Origin of the sequence: Halobacillus salinus (assembly GCF_004684905.1) — a bacterium.
GTDB classification, from domain to species: domain Bacteria; phylum Bacillota; class Bacilli; order Bacillales; family Halobacillaceae; genus Halobacillus; species Halobacillus salinus.
This window is the reverse complement of record NZ_SRJC01000003.1, coordinates 345,081-363,414: the sequence shown is the minus strand read 5'-3', so window position 1 is coordinate 363,414 and position 18,334 is coordinate 345,081. Positions and strand designations below refer to the sequence as shown.

Sequence of the window (18,334 nt, the reverse complement as noted above, 5' to 3'; positions counted from 1 at the left end):
TATGTTACAAGGTAACGTTAAATGGTTCAACGCAGAAAAAGGTTTCGGATTTATTGAAGTAGAAGGTCAAGACGATGTATTCGTTCATTTCTCTGCTATTCAAGGTGAAGGTTTCAAAACTCTAGAAGAAAATGAAACTGTTTCTTTCGAAATCGTTGAAGGCGACCGTGGCCCACAAGCGGCTAACGTTCAAAAATAAGCTTTTGCTTGAAATGGGGACTTCCAATTGGAAGTCCCCATTTTTTGCATGAGCACAGTCTTAAAACGGGAAAAGATTCCCTTTAGTGATGTATAGAGGTGTCCTTAAATTATCGAAAGTGTTAATATAGTTACGGGGTATAGACTTTGAGGGTATAACTTTGAAAGTTTCAATCCCTTTAAAGTCTAGTCGAAAACATAGGTGTAATTCCGTCTACAGTTGTGATCGTAAACTGTGAAAATAATTCAGGATACTAACAAAATATTTTTTTATCAATTTGAAGGTTTGGGGGGTTTTTTTGGAAAGGAATTATGCAATAGACTACTTTAAATTTTGGGCAATTTTCTTTGTTGTTTGCATTCACACATCACCTTTTAGTGGAGTGAATATTTTAGGTGTTGAAGGTCACTACCTGAATTTGCTTATTAAGACTTTTGCAAGATTTGGAGTACCTTTCTTCTTTGTTGTTTCTGGTTTCCTATTTGGTCAGAAGATATTAACTTCAAATAACACTGGTGATTATTTCAATAAATATTTTTTACGTAGTTTATGGCTTGTTAGTAAGAATGTTAAAGGCTACTGTTAAAGGATTAGATATAAAACAAGAAGTAGTGAGTTACTTAGGTTCTTTTATTGAATTGAAAGAAAGTTTTCAATTCTTTCTTTATGGTGGTGCAGGTGGACCAGCATCCTATCATCTTTGGTATTTATTAGCTCTTATTTGGTGTATTCTGATAATATATTTCTTTATGAAATTCAATAGAATGAATTTATTGCTCTTTATAAGTTTTTTTCTAAACCTAATTGGTTTGTTCGGACAAACATACTCAGGAATCATTAATTTAGAATTCTTTAATTATAACTTAAAACAAGAGATGCTGTTTTCTTTGGTCTGTTTTACACTACACTAGGTAGTTATGTAGCGATTAACTATGATTGGATCAAGCAAAAAATTCATAAAATAAAATCGTACTTTTTAGTGGTGTTATTTTTTATTTTTTGATTAACACAACTGTGTGAAAGAGTAATTGCAAGAGTTTATTGGGGCGGAGAAATAGAAGCAGTAGATTATTATGTGTCAACAATTTTCCTAACGGTAAGTTTGTTCTTGTTCGTCTTGAAAAACAAGAATATAGGTGAAGGATCAGTTACAACAACTAAAAGGGATCTAATGGGAATTTTTCGCAGGAGAAACGTGTTTATTTAACATGGAGAGAAAACATAGGCCATTATTTATTATTGTTCATAGCTGTATTTTCTTTTGTCGTATTTAGTGCTTCTAAATTGATGAGAGCAAATGTATCTTATTTGTCTGTTGTGTAAAAGTTTGGTGGACTGAGTGTGGTTCCTGCTGTTTTGATATTAGTAGCGATAATATTCTCTATATTACCCTTGAATGTACTGAGTTTCTTATTCATGATAGCAGGCTTGCTTCTGTTCGGTGTATCTACTGTTGCACTAGTCTTTCTAATTCATGACTTGAAGAATGACGATAAGGGACTTGATGTCTTCTACGGTCTCGTGATTACGAATGTAAGTATGGCAATTATCTATGTCTTGGTTGGCATGAGCGCAATGGAGAATATAATTGAGCAATTCAGATATAGTCCATTTGGGACCTTCTTTTGATTTCTGGTGGGACGGTTCTGCTGTTTGATTGAGCAACAGAACCGTCCTTATTCAAATTTACATAGTTTTTAATTAAGCTTCTTACAAAATAAGGGGCTGTCTTTTTTGATATGAATTTTCTGGGTAATTGAATAAATATTGAGTGACTAGTTGACATGGGCAAGGAATGGGAGTATAGTGAGAATTAATTATTCTTGTTCGTTAATGAATAAAAGAAAAAAGTTTAGCAACTTTCCCTTGAATTTCTAGAGCAATAATAGTAATACACATGTGGATCCAGTCCACGCAGGAGGTAACATTATGTTACAAGGTAACGTTAAATGGTTCAACGCAGAAAAAGGTTTCGGATTTATTGAAGTAGAAGGTCAAGACGATGTATTCGTTCATTTCTCTGCTATTCAAGGTGAAGGTTTCAAAACTCTAGAAGAAAATGAAACTGTTTCTTTCGAAATCGTTGAAGGCGACCGTGGCCCACAAGCGGCTAACGTTCAAAAATAAGCATTTGCTTGAAAGAGGGACTTCCAACTTGGAAGTCTCTTTTTTATGCGCTTATAAGCAGGAAATGCTTGTGTAGATGTAGTATTTCAATAATATCCCCTCTATATTTTTTTACCACTCGTTCCTGCCTAATGAAGTCATCTTATGGTGTAGAGAGGGAAAATAATAGGTGAGGAACATACAGCGAATCAAGGAGGCATAAACATGGCAGAAGTATCTTCAATGAAAGAAGCAGTTGATGCATTACGGGCAAAGGGGCTTTCCAATCGGGACATCATCAGCAACGTAGATAGCAGCCATTTTCCGTTCGAGGATCAAGAGGTCGTCATGACGTTTATTGATCTGCAGGTTGAATGCTCCTCTGATGAAGATTTTGATGAAATGGTAGCTTACTTATATGGTTGGGACCAGAAGTCTTAAGAAGGCTTCCTGATTTCACTAGTTTTATCAATAGTAAAGCGCAGCCTCATTAGGAGCTGCGCTTCTTTTGATTTATTTTTGTGTAGAAATATACTGTTTCACGACTTCGTAGACATACTCTTGGTTGGCTGCTGCAGTGTCAGGGTTGTATTCGCCACTGTTCGTTTTGTTGTTCGAAAGTGTACGGATGCCGAGATAAGGAACCTCATAGGCTTTCGCGATTTGTGCGCCCGCTGCGCCTTCCATTTCTTCTACTGAAGTACCGAAGTTCTCGTGGAACCATTGAATGCGATCGACTTCGTTGTTCCATACGTCAGCCGATCCGATGGTGCCTTCGACGATTTTTCCTTCTTCGTGCGTGCCTTTTACAGCGTTCGCAGCTTCTAGTAACGCTTCGTCGCCTTCGAAGTAGCGGATGTTTTCTGCATCCTTATCTTCGCCGGCACTTCCTTCAGAAGCCATCAGGTCCATCGGAATCCATTCTTTAGGAGCGATGCCTTCCCCGTCTTCAAGGTGAGTCGTTTTCAAAGAACCGATATTGACCGTTCTTTTTCCTAAAACGATGTCATAGACGTTTAGGTCTGGATCGTGACCGCCGGATGTACCTTGGTTGATGATAGCGGCAGGATCGAATTTCTCAATAGCGATGGCCGTAGCGGCTGCTGTGTTTTCCATCCCTTTTCCTGTCTTCATCACAATAACTGGGTAATCGTTGACTTCCCCTTTATAAAATAGGAAATTCCCTGATTTTTCTTCTTCTACGTTTTCAAGTTTGGCTGCAAAGTTCTCTGCCTCGATCGGCATTGGTCCTTGGATGATGATTGGTTGTTGAGGGTTTTCTTCTGCTTTTGCTTCGGTCTGAGTGGATTCTTGGCAACCGACAAGTGCTGCTAAGCATAGACCTAAGATGAGTACGAATGAAATAGTGCGGATGTTCTTCATGTGATGTGCTCCTTTGATGTGGTATTCCCTTACGTAGAGGTACATCGTTGTTTGGAGTAATAAAAAAGTCTAAAAAGCAGATGTTCTACCTTTTAGACTACGAATGGTCAAAGCTCATCTAGCGGTATAGTGAAAATAGATGCACGTGTGTACAGCTTCAACTCGTAGTCTAGTTCTTTCAATGGGAACCAGGTAGAGACGCTCAGACCTTATTACTGAAAATATACGAGTACGATATGTAATTGGGTACGGGGATTACTATAGCACACGGTATTGAAGTGGGCAAGGGTAAAAGCGAATGTTTTTTGTTTACTGTTGTTTTATTGTTCGTTTTTTGGATTTGTGTTGTGGACGGTTCTCCCGTTTGAATGTATTGGAAGCTTTTTCTTCTCAGGTGAAGAGCGCAGTAGATTATGAGATAATGGACCAAGCATGTTTTGCAGCAACAACAATCTGATCGATTAAAGGAGCATTCAAATGACGAAGTATATTGGATATGTTGGAACCTATACGAAACAAGACAGTAAAGGCGTTTACCAGTTCACGCTCGATACAGACCAGAAAACGCTAAGCGATGTGAAACTGGCTGCGGAATTAGGCAACCCGACGTATGTAACGGTGAGTGAGGATAGCTATAACTTATATGCAGTATCGAAAGAAGGAGAGAACGGTGGCGTTACTTCTTTTTCTATTGAAGAGGGAACAGGATCTTTAACGAAATTGAATGTAGAGACTGCTGCAGGTTCGCCTCCGTGTCATGTCAGTGTTGATAAGGACAAGAATACGGTGGTAACGGCGAATTACCATACGAAGAACATCGTTTCTTACCGTACGAACGAAGATGGATCGTTGAATTCACCTACCTCTGTCATCGAACACGAAGGGACTGGCCCTCATGAGCGACAAGAGAAGCCACATATGCACTATGCAGGGTTCACGCCGGATGAGAAGTACGTTATCGCCATCGACCTTGGCAGTGACCGTGTAATTACTTACGCCGCGGAAGAGGGTGAGCTGACGGAAGTACAAGTGCTCAAGACAGCTCCTGGTAGCGGGCCGCGTCATATTACGTTCCATCCAAACGAGAAGTATGCGTATGTGATGACAGAATTGAGCTCAGAAGTTCTTGTCCTTCATTACGATGAGAAGGACGGAAGCTTTATACAACAGCAAGCGATCAAAACTATTCCAGAGACCTTCACAGAAACGAACGATGGAAGTGCTATCCATATTTCTTCGGATGGTCAATTTGTGTATGCGGGTAACCGTGGGCACAATTCGATTGCTATCTATCAAGTGGATCAGGCTTCAGGACAATTGACGTTTGTAGAGTGGACGTCTACAGAAGGAAACTGGCCACGTGACTTTGTTATGGATCCATCGGAGGACTTCCTGATTGCGACGAACCAGAAGTCGAACACGATGACGTTATTTGAACGGGATAAAGCGACAGGGAAGCTGTCTCTTGTTCAGTCGGATGTCCATGTTCCAGAGCCTGTTTGTGTGAAATTCCTTTGATTTATGGTGGGGACGGTTCTCCTGTTTGGTCAGGCAGAACCGTTCCTTTTTGTTATATGTGATAGAGGGTGCAACCGGAATTGGTTGCACCCTCTACTTTTTTCATTATTTGAAAGAAGCATATACTTCATCTACCAATACGACACTTAGTAGTTCGTTGCTCAACAATTTGGCTTTCATCGAATTAGAAGCTGCGATAACTCCATAAGTGACACAGTGTTGGCTGAATTTTATGATTTTGTGGTAAGTTATCCAAATCAGTTTGTACCATTCGATGACTCTTACACGAGGGGTGAGATGATCCGTGGTATAAGTGGTTGTCACTAGCAACTCGCCTATTTTCCGTTGGAGCTAGGGCAGTGTGAATGGAGTGTGGGAACGTTTTGTAGGACATTGAATGGTAACGTTCTGAATAATTACATCAGAAAAGGGAATACAGAGACAAAATAAACTATGGGAGGTTTACTCATGTATGAATCAAATGAACTCTCTGAGGATTTTGCAGCAATTGGTATAATAAATGGTTTGTTAATGTGTTTACCTTTTTGGATATTGATAGCATTCCTTTTGCTTTTATAAAGACATGTTGAAACATAATTATCACTAAAAAACGCTCAGAGCTGAACAGTTCTGAGCGTTTTTTAGTGATATTGTGATTTTAATTGACGAACCAAGTGTTTAGTCATAGAGTCGGTGTACTTTTGCTAAGTATAATTAAGACATTTTGGAAAGGGTCTTCAATTCAAAATGATCGGCTACCAAATCGAAATTCGTGACGACATTGAACAAGTGCCAATCCTCGAAGTTATTGACGCTTTCCCAAACATGAGGACCAATCGTGAACGTGTAGTATTCGCCTTTTGTAAAATAACAGTGATGGGGCTCGTCCAGAAGCTTCTTCATGGATTCTTCGTCTTTGGCGTCGTTCAATCTCAAGGGCTTTTGGCTAAGGATGCTCTTTTTACATTTCGCTTTGATTTGCATCGATACCACCGCTTTCTTCTGTAGGATTCTTTACTCTTAGTCTATCCATATAGTCAGAATATTATAACAATAATCTGTAGAATGTTTGTACTGAATTTTTGTTGGGGACGGTTCTGGTGTTTGGCCGTCTAGATTGGGCATTTAATTCAGGGACGGTTCTCACGTTAGGTCAATAAGCTAGATTTGATCGGGGGTTTACATAAGAGGCGGTTCTGGTGTGTGCGGGGAGAGGAATAAAGTACGTGGCGCTCTTGGGTATCTACCTAATACGACTCATTTTGCAGGAATTACTCTCGCAAACTACCACAATATGTTAAAATCATAGACGTCTCTTAATCTATGGATCATTAAATTTACATAAGGAAGTGTGTACATCATGAAGAAACTTTGGTTATTGGTATTGACCAGTGTAGTGTTGTTTACCTTGGCTGCATGCTCTGATACTGCCGCGTCAACGGACCAGGCGGATGAGGAGAAATCCGAGCAGCAGGATGAAGGTAAGAATGAGAAAGCGGAGAGTGAAGACGGCGAATCTACTGAAGAGAAGGAAGCGGACAAAGAAAAGGAAGAAGAGGAAGAGCCGGAACAGCCTTTCGAACCGCTGATGCCTTCTGAAGATGCGAAGCCGTTAGAGGAAACGATGACGAAAGAAGAGCTTGAGAAGATGCCTGTCGTGGAGGCTCACGGCGAAAATCGGACGCGAAATACTCCCGTTGGCGAGACGTTGATTGAAGGGAATGAGGACAAGTCAGATGGTCTTTTGAAGAACTATCGTCTAGTCGCTTACTATGGCCACCCTCAGTCGACACAGATGGGAATTCTCGGTGAGATGGAGCCAGAAGCGCTGATGGCTAAGCTGAAAGAACAGACGCAAGCTTATTCCGATGCTGATCCGTCCCATCCAGCGGTACCGATGATCGAATTGATCTCGACCGTTGCTCAGCGTGACCCGGGACCGGAGGGGCTCTATTTTCATAGAACGTCAGAAGAAGACATCGATAAATACGTGGAGCTTGCGAAGAAGCATGACGCGCTCATTATGCTAGACGTGCAGCTTGGCCGCGATACGCCGCTAAACCAGGTGAAGTCGCTTGAGAAATGGTTGAAGCTTCCGTACGTTCACGTGGCGATTGATACGGAATTCCACGTTTCAGAAGGAGAGACTCCAGGAATCAATCTTGGAAGCGTCAACGGAGCGGATATTCAGGAAGCGGTGGAGTATGTAGACAATCTAGTAGAGGAAGAGAACCTTCCGGATAAGATTGTTCTTGTCCACCAGTTTACTGATAAGGCGGTAACGAACAAGCAAGCGATCAAGCCTACGGAAAATGTCGAGGTTGCCTTGAACTTCGATGGCTACGGTGATGCTGCGACGAAGATGTCGTTGTACCGTAAGTTTGTACGAAATGACGCTGTTCAGTATGGCGGGTTCAAGATTTTCTATGATAAGGATCAGCCTGTAATGAGTCCGGCGGATGTGTTGAAGTTGGATCCGAATCCGGCGATTATTAATTATCAGTGATTTTTATGTTGGGGACGGTTCTGCTGTTTGGTTAAGCAGCGGAACCGTCCCTTTTTTATAATCGATAAACACGGTTTACTAGAGGAAGAATTGCAGCTTTATCCTTCTAATTTAATGATTCTTTATATTAAATTTATTTTTAGAATAGGAGAGTTGTGGATTGAATTGATTGGATTATAATTAGATATATACCAAATTCGAGAAAGAAGGGATTTCGATGAGCGAAGTTGGTTCGCGAATTCTGTCCAAAAGCTTTGGGAGGCGGCCGTAATGATTAGAGAGCAGGAAAGTGTCAGTCTTGAGAACCTTTCTGATCAAACGCTGTTAGATACCTACAGTCAGGCTATGAAATTAGGGTTAGATATGAACTTTATCGAAATCATTAAGAGGGAATTACGAAATAGAGGCTTATATTCTCGAAATGAACAAAATTAATCCTTTCTTAGAACACTCAAGTCAAACTGTGCTAGTAATCTGACTTCAATACCTATCCTCCATTCTTACCCGATCGTCTCTTCTAATGACAAAAGGTGACTCATCAGTGAGTCACCTTTTGTTAATGATTGATAGATAAAGACAGAGTCACGATGCCGTGGCTGCTTTACGCGTGTTTCTTCAACTCCTGGTACATCTTCTGACCTTCCGCATTCAACACACTACCATTTCCATGGCATTTGCCACACTCTTTTTCAAACTTTGTTTCTTCGACTGCCATTTCCCAAGCTGTGTTTCCTTGAGCGTAGTTCAGACGCTCGTAGTGATCGACAATCATATTTGCTTTGCTATCATCATACTCTTCATATTTTCCAGAACCGTGACATACAGGGCAGACGTTATATAATGTACTCATGTTAGACATGTCATCTCTCTCCCTTATAAATTGTATTACGAATGATTTTATGAAATATTCTGAACAATTACAATAGTTAAGTGTACAAATTTACAGTAAAAAAAAGAAAAAAATGCTTGGGGTTCTATTTTTGTATCATTTCGTATCACTAAATAAATAGTTCATAATAAATCTCTCCAAATTATTTTCTGTTGTTATATCAAAACGCTTCCAATTCGAGAAACTTATGAAAAATACACTTTAAATAGGAAATGTTTGATAATATGAAAGGAACGGAAGAGTAAATCTTCATTAATCGTTTACAAGTAAGCTCGGGAAGAAGAGGAGGAGAAGCAATGACGCTGACTTCATACAAGCATTTATTTCAGAAACTATGGGAGTGGAGCAAGGATCCGGTGCTTCTCTTAGAAGAGGACGGAACAATCATCAAGATCAATCTAGCCTCCGAAATGGTATTTGGCTATACGAGCAAAGAGCTTGCCGGACAGAGTTTGACTAAGCTGTTCTTAGTTAAGTCTGAGGAGCTTTTTGATTCTGCAGAGAAATGTTTGAGAAAGAAAGTGAAATACGTAACGAGCGAGGGAGTAGAATCGCTTGCTGTACTATCTTGTGAAAGTGTAGAACTAGGCGATCGCTTGGGTTGGATGCTGTATGTAGAAGGGGAAAAGGACCAACTAGTGCAGCAAGGGCTTGAGGAAACGGCTGATCCGGTCATCATCCACCACCAAGGAACCATTTTATTTGCTAATACGGCTTGTCTCGATTTATTGGAAATGGGTGCAGAAGAAATTCTCCACCGGAACGTTTTTGAATACATACATAAGGACCACCATACAGAAATGGAAGAGCGGGTCCGCGTCAGCAATCAATATCGCGGCATGGAACCTACGACGATTAAGTTGAAGCTACCGACGAAGGACATTCACGTATTCGTCGCGCCGAGTCCTGTCTTTTTCCATGGTAAGTCGTGCACGCAGGTGTATATGCGGAACTTGAGTGAGAACGGCATGCAAAACGACCTTATCTTCGGTGATATGCGGGTGGATATGGAGCATCAGACGGTGTACAAAGGTGAGCAGCAAATCCATCTGTCGTCGAAAGAGTTCTTGATCTTGTTGAAACTCGTACGTTCACCAGGGGAGCCTGTCACGGTACAGACGTTGTTCGAATCGATTTGGGGTACGGACAGTTTCGGTGACACAAGGACTGTGATGGTGCACCTCAGCAATCTACGTAAAAAAATCGAAGACGACCCTTCTCACCCTAAATTGATTCAGACGGTCCGTGGGGAAGGGTACATGTTTTCGTTTGATTGATGTCTCTATGCTTATCAACAAAACCGTGTTGGTAGGTTGACTACCTAGTACTACTGCTTAAGGAGTTTGTTGAATGGATTCACATATTAACCGGAAGATGTTCTATGATGAAATACCTTTTGTCCGGGCAATCGCCTGCCTGATGGTCGTGATGGTACATACGACAGCCAGGAACTATACAGGAGAAGGATTCACAGGTGACACGGCGATGCTCATGAACCAGTTCTCGCGACTCGGGACACCGGTGTTTGCGGTCGTGAGTGCTTTTCTGCTGACGAGTTCGGTCATCAAGCGGGGTTTTTCTTTGAAGCGGTTCGTGACATCTAGGGCTGTGAAAATCGTTTCTCCCTATATCATCTGGTCGCTCGTTTACCTGTTGTTCATCAAGTATTTCCACGAAGGATTGATCTTCCGAAATGCAAAACAGACATTTGATTATATCGTGCTCGGTGATGCAAAAACGCACCTGTGGTTCATAGCCGCTATCATTCAGTTTTATATCGTCTTTCCGCTGTTGCAGCTGATCCGGAAGCGGGAGTTGGTGCTGGCTCTGTTTATTGTAAGTCTGCCGATCAATTATTATTGGCTTGGTGATATGTATCCGGATCTTACACCGGTGTTCGGCAAGTTCACGTATATCATCACCGATCTGACCTTCTTCTTGAATTGGATATCGTATTTCTTATTCGGGTCTGTGCTTGCATACTACTGGGAGGAGGTTGTCCAGTTCGTGAAAAAGTATCAGTGGCTGGTCGTCGGGGTTACCATTGCTGTGTGGGCAGCTATTTATTACGAAATCAGCCCTGACGTAGTGCTCGGGTCAGCCCGTGTGCAAAACCTACTCTACATTCCTCTATGGGTGCTGTTTCTTATTCTTGTGTCAAAGTATGTTCTGAAGAGTGATGCGGTGTACAAGCCGTTTCGGGTCATCGGGGACTATTCGATGGGTATTTACCTATTGCACCCTCTGATTCTTGACTTGATACTAGAAGTCGTTCCGGGGTGGTTCACGAACGCTGGTGGGTTGGTTGCAGCGTATGTATTAGCTGTCGCTATCTGTACGGGTGTGATGAAGTTGATCTCATTAATGCCGATGTCGACGTTCATTGTACCGATTCCGAAACCGAAGAAGCCGGTATAACTAGGAAAAGCTCTGAGCAATAGCTCAGAGCTTTTTTTATTTCATCACATAGTCGCCATTTTCATAGACTTTGTACACGCCGACTGTACCTGATCCTCCGTCTTCCTGAAGGGATTTAGAGGATAGTTGGATAGTGTAGTAGGTTCCTTGCCGGTCGGTTTCGGTTGTACCTCCGAGGTCATCGAATACGATGTCTTCGTTGTCGGATTTGTCTAGTTCTTTTGCTAAGTAGTCGATGGCTTCTTGGCCGTTTGCAATAGTTTTCGACTCTTCTTCCGCTTGGGGTGTGTCTTCAACTGGTTCAGGAGTAGTTGCTGTGTCTAATTCTTCCTCTGCTTCATCTACAGAGCTTTGTGTCGGCTCATCGGCAGTATCCTCTTTTTCCATATCTGTCTCTTCGGTTGTAGGTGTTTGTTTTGCTGATGTTTCGTTCGTCTCGCTTTGACTACAAGCTGTCATAAAGGCCAAGAGTGCGAATAGAGTGATTGCTAGTTTCTTCATGATACTTTCCCCTTTTCTATGTATTCACTGAATATACGACACAGTAATGGAAAAAGTTTCATGTTAAGTGATGGACAGTCACAAACCGATGGAAGCGAACAAGTTATGGAACTGGTCTTGAATGGGTTGGTCGAATGCGATAAAAGGTCGTTCGTTGATGACCAGCAACCCGATTAACATAGGGGTCAGCACCAACAAGTAGATGGCAATACTTTTAGAAAGGAATCTATTCGTGTTATACACGATATGAAAAATGAATAAGGAAACTAAAATCCCGAGAGTAACGCCGATGATATTCGCCATGGCGTCGAGAAACTCTGCGCTCCGATCAGGAACGAAGTACTGCCGATATTCTTCTAGAATTCCTAGCGTGACGATCGTCATCCAGGTATATCGTAATCTAGTTTTCACAAGTTGTCGGTCAGACAAAAGGAGGACCATGATGCCTAAAGTGAAGGAAAGCATGCCGTAGCTTAGTAAATGGGTTTGTTTGTCTGTTCCTAGTAGAAGTTGATAATCTATTTCCATGTTCATCACCTCGTTTCCAGTGTCGCCAAATCATTTTTTTCCTAAACGGATAGGGGGATACCATGGAATACTAAAAAAGCCAGATTACGTGAAGTAATCTGGCTCTTTGCTATGGCATATGATGCCACAACGACTATTCAAATGTTCCGCAAACTATAGCAACCCCATCGTCCACCATTTTTCTTCCCATTGCATAGACGGAGTCAATTTCAAGGGATTCAGGGTTCAGCAGCACAAAGTCTGCATCTTTGCCTTCTTCGATTCTTCCCTTTTGAGGTAGCCCTAGGATAGACGCTGGGTTCTCCGTAACGGTTTGGAGTGCTTTTTCTAAAGGTACCTGATGGTCTTGAACGGCTTCAATAAAAGCTTCGTAAAGCGACCGTACCCGGCCGACCTTCATTCCCGCGTAGCGCCCCTGCTCATCAAATTCTGGTAGACTACCTTGGGCATCTGATGTCATTGTCATCTGTTCGACCGGAACACCGGCGTCTAGCATTTTTTTCACAGCAAGCGGAGCTTTCACTTCTCCGTCTTCTAAAAACTTAGGGATGGTACTTGTAGTGAAGTCTACATAGCCCCCATTCTTCGCGTATTCAATCCCGTCTTCGAAGAGCTGACTGTTGCGGTTGATGTGAGTCGGGTAGAATTGGGTGATCGGGATGTTCGTCGTGGCGACCACTTCTTCTATTAAGTGCAGCCGGTCGGGTCCATCTCCGACGTGGATATTGACGACCCCATTTTTCCCTGACAGCATTCCGCCGATTCTGGACTGTGAGGCAAGTTTAGCAAGCTCAACGACAGTAGGCTGAGAGGAGCGGTGGTCGGCGATGGCGATTTCGCCAGTTCCGATAATCAAGTCGATCAGCATCAGGTCGTCTTCAATTTTATCTGTAAGTGTGCGGACAGGGATCTGATAAGAACCTGTATGGATATAGCAAGTCACACCTTCTTCGTTTAGGGCTTTGGCTTTTGCGAGCAGGTTCGTCATCGTTCGGGTGGTCCCGTCGGTTCCGATGACGCCGACGAGAGTCGTCACACCGCTCATGGTAGCATCGGTAAGCATGAGTTCCGGTGTGCGGGAGCGGAAACCTCCTTCTCCACCTCCGCCTGTGATATGGACGTGGCCGTCGATCAAGCCTGGAATGAGAATTTTCCCTTTGGCATCTACCGTGTCCATCCATTCGGCAGGCTCGATATTGTCCGCTATTTTGGCGATCCGTTTATCCGCAATGAGCAGGTCTTTTTTTCCTAAGTGTTCTGGGGCATAGACTTCTACGTTTTGTATGAGTGTAACCATAGATGATTCCTCCAATTAGCTAAAGTTAATGAAGACAGCAAGGATGACGAACACCGAGGCAAGGGCGAATAGGACGAGCTGGAACTTGATGATGAAGCGGAACCAAGTACCCCAGTCGACGCGTGCAGCGCCAAGGCTTCCCATAAGTGCAGCGGACGTCGGGACGATGATGTTGGTCAAGCCGTCCCCGAGCTGAAAGGCAAGTACGGCTGTTTGTCGTGTGACACCTGCGATATCGGCAAGTGGTGCCATCAACGGCATCGTCAAGGCTGCCTGCCCAGAACCAGAGACAACGAAAAAGTTGAAGATGGACTGGAAGAGGAACATCAGCCAAGCAGAAATGACCTCCGGTACTCCGTTGAGCAACTGACCTCCAGCGTGAAGGATGGTGTTAAGTACAGATGGAGAAGATGGATCGTCGCCGCCTAAGATGATGACGATTCCTTGTGCCATTCCTACGACAAGTGCTGCTGGCAGTAAGTCTTTGGCACCTTGAGCGAATCCTTCTGCAATATCGTTGACTTTCATCTGGTTCAGTTTGAAAATGACGCCGATGATTCCGGATACGAGACCGATGGTGAAGAACTGACTGGCGATTTCCGGGATATAATAAGCGTGCTGAATGACTCCCCAGATGATCCAAGCGACACCTGCCACTACTGTCAAAATTACGAGAATATGACCTGTACGGAAGTTCACTTCTAGATCATTGTGTTTAAAGTCGTCTCTAAAATAGGCGTCCGATTCGTAGGAATAAGACTTCTCCGGATGTTTTCTGATTTTCTGTGCATATCTCCAAGTGAAATACGTACCGACTGCGGTAAAGACGAACCACATCACGATTCGGAAAGGTGTACCGGAGAGTACGGGAACGTCGGAGACACCTTGTGCGATAGCAACGCCGAACGGATTCATCCAAGAGGTTCCGAATCCAATCTGGGTCGCGACATAAGTGATCATGACTCCTGTAACGGCGTCATATCCGAGTGCTACAACTAGAGGCACGAGAATCATCGCAAAAGCGATCGCTTCTTCTCCCATACCGAAAACGGCGCCACCCAAGGAGAAGAGGAAGAACATGATCGGGATGATCAGCGCTTCTTTTCCTTTTGTTCTATCGATGACGGCTAATATACCTTCTTCTACGGCTCGCGTTCTCATGATGATTCCGAACGCTCCTCCGATGATGAGGATGAATGCGATGACTCCGACCGCAGATCCCCACTTGCTTCCGGAAACGAGCCCTTCGAATACATAGTTAAGGAAGCCGGCACCTCCTCCAGGCTCGAACAAGCTTGTCCCTTCCGTAGCTTCACTTTGGTTGGTGTAGCTTTCCGGAATAAGGACGGTTCGTGTTTCTTCTGCTCCTCCTTGTTCGTACGTGACGTCCTTCGTATCAAAGGATCCAGCAGGGATGAGGTAAGTAAGTACGGCTGCTAACAAAACGACAAAAAAGATGATGACGTATGTGTGCGGCATTTCGAACCGCGGTTTTTTCTTGTCTTCCATTAAAAATTCCTCCTATTAGTGTTCTTACCCTTAATAGATGCAAGAATCGTGCCAATAAAAAATATCTGAATTTTCTGGTGTTTTGTTTTCTTTTGGTTGTCATTGGTTGATATAATAAACCCAATAAACAATTAAAAGGATGACACGATGAACAATCAAGTGATTTTAATCGCAGGTACAGAGAAGACGAGGCAGGCTCTTCACAACCAGTTGAATGAGCTGCTGGGTGAGTACATAGAGATCTTGAGCTACGCTGTGGATGAACATCTGCCGCCGCGTCTTGAGGAAGGCTTGATTATTTATTCTTCCAAATTGATTGAGCTGGAAGCGTCCCACATAGTTACTGGTGAACGAAAGACGATAACCGCAGAGCGAACGATGAACTATGAGAAAATCGACCGTCTATTTGATCTTCCTAAAGGAACCGAAGTCCTTTGCGTCAATGATACGGTTCAAATGGCAGAAGAAACGATCGACACCTTGATAAAAAGCGGAATGGATCACTTATCTTATCGTAGCTACTATCCCGGTGCGAGAATCAGCGAAGCAGTGTCTACGGCGATCACACCGGGGGAAGTCGCGATCGTACCTTCTTTCGTATCGGAAGTCGTCGATATCGGGGTGCGGCTGATTGATATCAGTACGTTATTTGAAATCCTTGACCATTTTCAATTGAAGGGAAGGCTAGGAGGAATCATTTCTAAGAAGTACACAAGCAGAATCATTGAACTGAGTCAGAAGCTCGCGGAAGTGAATCGCCAGACCGCTTCCTTGAACAGACATCTGAAACAGATTGTCGACGGCGTGAACGAAGGGGTTATGGCCGTGGATGCTTCCGGAAAAGTGACTGTCTTCAACCCTTTTATGGAGACGTACACAGGAATGAGCACCTCTTTTGTTGTCGGAAAGACGCTAGGCGAAGTGTTCTCCGATCCGCAGTTAGTCCGTTTCTTGCAATCTTCCAGCGAAGAAGCGAAGTTGTTTTCCGTCCACTCTTATTCCTTGATGGTGTACCGGTTCCAGTGGGATAGGACAGACGATGTTTTGATCATTTTCAAAGATACGGATGAAACGATATCGATGGAAAAAGCTGCGCGTCGTAAGCTTCGGGAAACGGGCTATATCGCGAAACACCATTTTCGTGACATCGTTGGTGAAAGCTTTCAAATTGAGGAGGCGAAGAGGCTTGCTTCCAAATTAGCCAAAGCAGAACTTCCTCTCCTTATAGAAGGGGAAAATGGTACAGGTAAAGAACTATTCGCAAGCGCCGTCCACAATCATTCGAAGCGTAAGCACGAACCTTTTCTTGCAGTGAACTGTAGTGCCTTGCCGGAGGACTTGCTCGAGAGTGAACTGTTCGGGTATGAAGAGGGATCATTTACAGGGGCAAAAAAAGGTGGAAAGAAAGGGCTGTTCGAACAGGCGGATGGCGGCACGCTTTTTCTTGATGAGATTGGCGATATCAGCTTGAAGCTCCAAGCGCGCTTGCTCAGAGTTGTTCAGGAAATGGAAGTGCGGAAGATCGGCGGAACGAAAAATATTAATGTGGATGTGCGGATCATCGCCGCAACGAATAAACCGATACGGGAATTGATACAGTCCGGGGACTTCAGAGAAGATCTCTATCACCGGTTAAGTGTCCTTTTCTTGCATATTCCGCCGCTCAGAGAACGGATGGACGATTTGGAAGTGTTGATCCATCATTTCTTGAAAGAAACGGATCAAACGACTCGGAAAATGAGCCCGAAGCTCATGGAACAGCTCAAGACGCATTCGTGGACAGGGAATGTGAGAGAACTCCGGAATGTCGTCTCCTACTTGATTACCGTATCAGAGGAGGATTGGCTGACTCCTGAAGATTTGGCAGGCCAGCCGTTGTTTAAGAAAAAGGAGCCGTCTACCTTACCGGAGGAAGAGAAGCAGCGGGTTATTTTGACACTCATATACGACTTGCATAGGGAAGTGAACAGAGCCAGTCGGAAACTGATCAGCGAACGAAGTCAGCATAGTGACTACCCGATGACCGAGCAGCAAACGAGAAAAGTCATCAAGGAATTAGAGGGGCAGGGGCTCGTTCAAGTGAAGCGCGGAAAAACCGGAACAGAGCTGACGAAATCCGGGATGCATTATATAGAAAGGAACGGTCGACCGTGAAGCTTAGGCAGAATCAGACGACAAACCTCTCGATGACCCAGGAATTGAGTCAGGCGATTCAACTGTTGAAGTATCCGATTGATGAATTGATTGAATACGTCCAAGAACAAGCACTTGAGAATCCTCTCTTTGAGTTTCCGAAATTGTCTAGTCAGGATAGCGGGGCGTTTGACGTTCCGAGTCCGCAGAAGGATTGGCGTGAGTCAGCTAAGGAGCAAGTTCGTACTCTGAATGTGAACGAAGAGGTAGTGGGCATTATCCTTTACCTGGTTGATTTACTTAATGAGCGTGGTTTACTGCCAGAGAGAGAAGAGGAAGTAGCCTTATCTTTGGATAAAGACATGGAGTTAGTACGTCAGGCAAGAGGGCTATTACGGACTTTGGAACCTAGGGGGCTAGGGGCGCTTAGTCTTGAGGAATTCTTCTATCAGGAAGCAGACGGAGATTCGCTTTTACAAGAGCTGATCCAAAACCATCTGGAGAGTCTTGTAGAGGAAAAGTGGGATGAGATTCCGATTGATGTGCCGAAGGAAAGGTTACAGCAAGCAAGGAAGAAGCTGACCGGGTTCCGTCCTTTTCCAAGCTATGGACTGACGGTACGTACTCCGGAGTACTCAACGCCTGATGTTGTGTTGACCAAAGGCGAAGCAGGCTGGTCGTTTGCCGTCCAAAAAATAGGGCTGAAGCGCTCCAGTCACTATGATGGCTGGGATAGTCAGGAAGGACAGGACTTCTTGAAAGCCTGCGAGCGTCAATTCCGAGTGTTGCAGCGAGGAGTAGCGCAGCGGGAACAGACGCTATCTGAACTGGTGGCTTTCCTGGTTGAGTATCAACAACCTTTTCTTGATGAAGGGGGAGCTTACCTTAAACCGCTGACTTATAAAGAGGCAGCCGAGCAAATCGGAGTGCATGAATCCACGGTAAGTCGAACGGTGAAGGGGAAGACGGCTCAGACTCCATTCGGTCTAATTCCGTTAAAGCGCTTCTTTGCACAAGGGATTTTGAAGGCGGATGGAACGACTGTCTCGGATGTGTCTATTCAAGAGAGAATTAAGCGGTGGATCGAGGAGGAAGAAAAGGGAGAGCCTCTGTCGGATCAAGCTTTGAGTGATCGGTTGAAGGAGGAGGGTGTAAGGATTTCGAGAAGGACGGTGGCTAAGTATAGGGATAGGGTTGGGATGCCTTCTTCGAGGGGGAGGAAGAAGGGAAATGTTAACACGTCTAGAGCATAAATAATCTCCTTGCTAGAATAAAATGGCAACCGTGTCAGTGATTGATTTAGATATAGTCAATCATTCTTATTCTTTTTTGATGAAAACAAGAAGG

The 18,334-nt window shown here is 43.7% G+C and carries 20 protein-coding genes and 1 riboswitch; of the genes, 12 read left to right on the top strand and 8 right to left on the bottom strand.

Annotated elements, in window-relative coordinates:
* Position 1: 1 nt before the first annotated feature.
* The 5 genes from E4663_RS14230 to E4663_RS14210 all read left to right on the top strand — a co-directional run bounded on the left by E4663_RS14230 (position 2) and on the right by E4663_RS14210 (position 2,746).
* Entirely contained in the window at positions 2-199 is a 198-nt protein-coding gene (locus tag E4663_RS14230) for a cold-shock protein (protein WP_079478057.1), read from the top strand.
* A 298-nt stretch (positions 200-497) separates the two neighbouring features.
* A complete protein-coding gene (locus tag E4663_RS14225) occupies positions 498-785 on the top strand; it encodes an acyltransferase family protein (protein WP_158290503.1) in 288 nt (95 codons plus the stop codon).
* Positions 786-1,540: 755 nt separating this feature from the next.
* Positions 1,541-1,828 (top strand): hypothetical protein, encoded by a 288-nt coding sequence (locus E4663_RS14220; protein WP_135328109.1) that lies wholly within the window; start codon positions 1,541-1,543, stop codon positions 1,826-1,828.
* Between the two features lie 300 nt (positions 1,829-2,128).
* On the top strand, positions 2,129-2,326 hold the full coding sequence (locus E4663_RS14215; protein ID WP_079478057.1) for a cold-shock protein: 198 nt from the start codon (positions 2,129-2,131) through the stop codon (positions 2,324-2,326).
* A gap of 204 nt (positions 2,327-2,530) precedes the next feature.
* Positions 2,531-2,746: a hypothetical protein gene (locus E4663_RS14210; RefSeq protein WP_079478058.1), complete on the top strand. Its 216-nt coding sequence runs from the start codon at positions 2,531-2,533 to the stop codon at positions 2,744-2,746.
* 72 nt (positions 2,747-2,818) lie between these two features.
* On the opposite strand, the gene E4663_RS14205 is transcribed toward E4663_RS14210, so the two are convergent.
* Entirely contained in the window at positions 2,819-3,688 is an 870-nt protein-coding gene (locus E4663_RS14205) for a 5'-methylthioadenosine/S-adenosylhomocysteine nucleosidase (RefSeq protein WP_135328108.1), read from the bottom strand.
* A gap of 145 nt (positions 3,689-3,833) precedes the next feature.
* Positions 3,834-3,937, bottom strand: a riboswitch (purine riboswitch).
* Between the two features lie 228 nt (positions 3,938-4,165).
* Here E4663_RS14205 and E4663_RS14200 point away from each other — a divergent pair.
* Positions 4,166-5,206 carry a lactonase family protein gene (locus E4663_RS14200; protein ID WP_135328107.1) on the top strand — a complete coding sequence of 347 codons (1,041 nt, stop codon included), beginning with the start codon at positions 4,166-4,168 and terminating at the stop codon, positions 5,204-5,206.
* Positions 5,207-5,311: 105 nt separating this feature from the next.
* On the opposite strand, the gene E4663_RS14195 is transcribed toward E4663_RS14200, so the two are convergent.
* Entirely contained in the window at positions 5,312-5,530 is a 219-nt protein-coding gene (locus tag E4663_RS14195; protein ID WP_135328106.1) for a hypothetical protein, read from the bottom strand.
* Positions 5,531-5,920: 390 nt separating this feature from the next.
* Positions 5,921-6,190, bottom strand: a complete 270-nt coding sequence (locus tag E4663_RS14190) for a hypothetical protein (RefSeq protein WP_079478063.1) — start codon at positions 6,188-6,190, stop codon at positions 5,921-5,923.
* A gap of 376 nt (positions 6,191-6,566) precedes the next feature.
* Here E4663_RS14190 and E4663_RS14185 point away from each other — a divergent pair, with 376 nt between their 5' ends.
* The gene (locus E4663_RS14185; RefSeq protein WP_135328104.1) at positions 6,567-7,712 is read left to right on the top strand and encodes a hypothetical protein; all 1,146 of its coding nucleotides are present in this window, start codon (positions 6,567-6,569) and stop codon (positions 7,710-7,712) included.
* Between the two features lie 270 nt (positions 7,713-7,982).
* Positions 7,983-8,147: a sporulation histidine kinase inhibitor Sda gene (gene sda, locus E4663_RS14180; RefSeq protein ID WP_135328103.1), complete on the top strand. Its 165-nt coding sequence runs from the start codon at positions 7,983-7,985 to the stop codon at positions 8,145-8,147.
* Positions 8,148-8,313: 166 nt separating this feature from the next.
* On the opposite strand, the gene E4663_RS14175 is transcribed toward sda, so the two are convergent.
* Entirely contained in the window at positions 8,314-8,562 is a 249-nt protein-coding gene (locus E4663_RS14175; RefSeq protein ID WP_241657209.1) for a hypothetical protein, read from the bottom strand.
* Positions 8,563-8,897: 335 nt separating this feature from the next.
* Between E4663_RS14175 and E4663_RS14170 the strand changes: the two genes are divergently transcribed.
* Both E4663_RS14170 and E4663_RS14165 read left to right on the top strand, forming a co-directional pair.
* Positions 8,898-9,878, top strand: a complete 981-nt coding sequence (locus tag E4663_RS14170; protein ID WP_135328102.1) for a winged helix-turn-helix domain-containing protein — start codon at positions 8,898-8,900, stop codon at positions 9,876-9,878.
* 73 nt (positions 9,879-9,951) lie between these two features.
* Positions 9,952-11,019 carry an acyltransferase gene (locus E4663_RS14165; protein ID WP_135328101.1) on the top strand — a complete coding sequence of 356 codons (1,068 nt, stop codon included), beginning with the start codon at positions 9,952-9,954 and terminating at the stop codon, positions 11,017-11,019.
* Positions 11,020-11,055: 36 nt separating this feature from the next.
* On the opposite strand, the gene E4663_RS14160 is transcribed toward E4663_RS14165, so the two are convergent.
* From E4663_RS14160 to yfcC, 4 genes are all read right to left on the bottom strand, one after another.
* Positions 11,056-11,520, bottom strand: a complete 465-nt coding sequence (locus tag E4663_RS14160) for a hypothetical protein (protein WP_135328100.1) — start codon at positions 11,518-11,520, stop codon at positions 11,056-11,058.
* 78 nt (positions 11,521-11,598) lie between these two features.
* Positions 11,599-12,054, bottom strand: a complete 456-nt coding sequence (locus E4663_RS14155; RefSeq protein WP_135328099.1) for a VanZ family protein — start codon at positions 12,052-12,054, stop codon at positions 11,599-11,601.
* Positions 12,055-12,181: 127 nt separating this feature from the next.
* Positions 12,182-13,345, bottom strand: coding sequence for a beta-aspartyl-peptidase (gene iadA, locus E4663_RS14150; RefSeq protein ID WP_135328098.1), 1,164 nt, complete (start codon positions 13,343-13,345; stop codon positions 12,182-12,184).
* Positions 13,346-13,360: 15 nt separating this feature from the next.
* Positions 13,361-14,854: a putative basic amino acid antiporter YfcC gene (gene yfcC / locus E4663_RS14145; protein ID WP_135328097.1), complete on the bottom strand. Its 1,494-nt coding sequence runs from the start codon at positions 14,852-14,854 to the stop codon at positions 13,361-13,363.
* Between the two features lie 147 nt (positions 14,855-15,001).
* Between yfcC and E4663_RS14140 the strand changes: the two genes are divergently transcribed.
* Positions 15,002-17,008, top strand: a complete 2,007-nt coding sequence (locus E4663_RS14140) for a sigma-54 interaction domain-containing protein (RefSeq protein ID WP_135328096.1) — start codon at positions 15,002-15,004, stop codon at positions 17,006-17,008.
* Positions 17,005-18,240 (top strand): RNA polymerase factor sigma-54, encoded by a 1,236-nt coding sequence (rpoN, locus tag E4663_RS14135; RefSeq protein ID WP_135328095.1) that lies wholly within the window; start codon positions 17,005-17,007, stop codon positions 18,238-18,240. The genes E4663_RS14140 and rpoN overlap by 4 nt, the downstream gene beginning before the upstream one ends.
* The last annotated feature ends 94 nt before the right edge of the window (positions 18,241-18,334 follow it).

Bases quoted from the DNA above. Each gene is read 5' to 3' on its own strand.
- E4663_RS14185 (WP_135328104.1), top strand. From the start codon at position 6,567: ATGAAGAAACTTTGGTTATTGGTATTGACCAGTGTAGTGTTGTTTACC.
- E4663_RS14165 (WP_135328101.1), top strand. From the start codon at position 9,952: ATGGATTCACATATTAACCGGAAGATGTTCTATGATGAAATACCTTTT.
- E4663_RS14190 (WP_079478063.1), bottom strand. From the start codon at position 6,190: ATGCAAATCAAAGCGAAATGTAAAAAGAGCATCCTTAGCCAAAAGCCC.
- E4663_RS14170 (WP_135328102.1), top strand. From the start codon at position 8,898: ATGACGCTGACTTCATACAAGCATTTATTTCAGAAACTATGGGAGTGG.
- E4663_RS14200 (WP_135328107.1), top strand. From the start codon at position 4,166: ATGACGAAGTATATTGGATATGTTGGAACCTATACGAAACAAGACAGT.
- E4663_RS14175 (WP_241657209.1), bottom strand. From the start codon at position 8,562: ATGAGTACATTATATAACGTCTGCCCTGTATGTCACGGTTCTGGAAAA.
- E4663_RS14205 (WP_135328108.1), bottom strand. From the start codon at position 3,688: ATGAAGAACATCCGCACTATTTCATTCGTACTCATCTTAGGTCTATGC.
- E4663_RS14155 (WP_135328099.1), bottom strand. From the start codon at position 12,054: ATGAACATGGAAATAGATTATCAACTTCTACTAGGAACAGACAAACAA.
- E4663_RS14210 (WP_079478058.1), top strand. From the start codon at position 2,531: ATGGCAGAAGTATCTTCAATGAAAGAAGCAGTTGATGCATTACGGGCA.
- iadA (WP_135328098.1), bottom strand. From the start codon at position 13,345: ATGGTTACACTCATACAAAACGTAGAAGTCTATGCCCCAGAACACTTA.
- sda (WP_135328103.1), top strand. From the start codon at position 7,983: ATGATTAGAGAGCAGGAAAGTGTCAGTCTTGAGAACCTTTCTGATCAA.
- E4663_RS14160 (WP_135328100.1), bottom strand. From the start codon at position 11,520: ATGAAGAAACTAGCAATCACTCTATTCGCACTCTTGGCCTTTATGACA.
- yfcC (WP_135328097.1), bottom strand. From the start codon at position 14,854: ATGGAAGACAAGAAAAAACCGCGGTTCGAAATGCCGCACACATACGTC.
- E4663_RS14230 (WP_079478057.1), top strand. From the start codon at position 2: ATGTTACAAGGTAACGTTAAATGGTTCAACGCAGAAAAAGGTTTCGGA.
- E4663_RS14140 (WP_135328096.1), top strand. From the start codon at position 15,002: ATGAACAATCAAGTGATTTTAATCGCAGGTACAGAGAAGACGAGGCAG.
- E4663_RS14215 (WP_079478057.1), top strand. From the start codon at position 2,129: ATGTTACAAGGTAACGTTAAATGGTTCAACGCAGAAAAAGGTTTCGGA.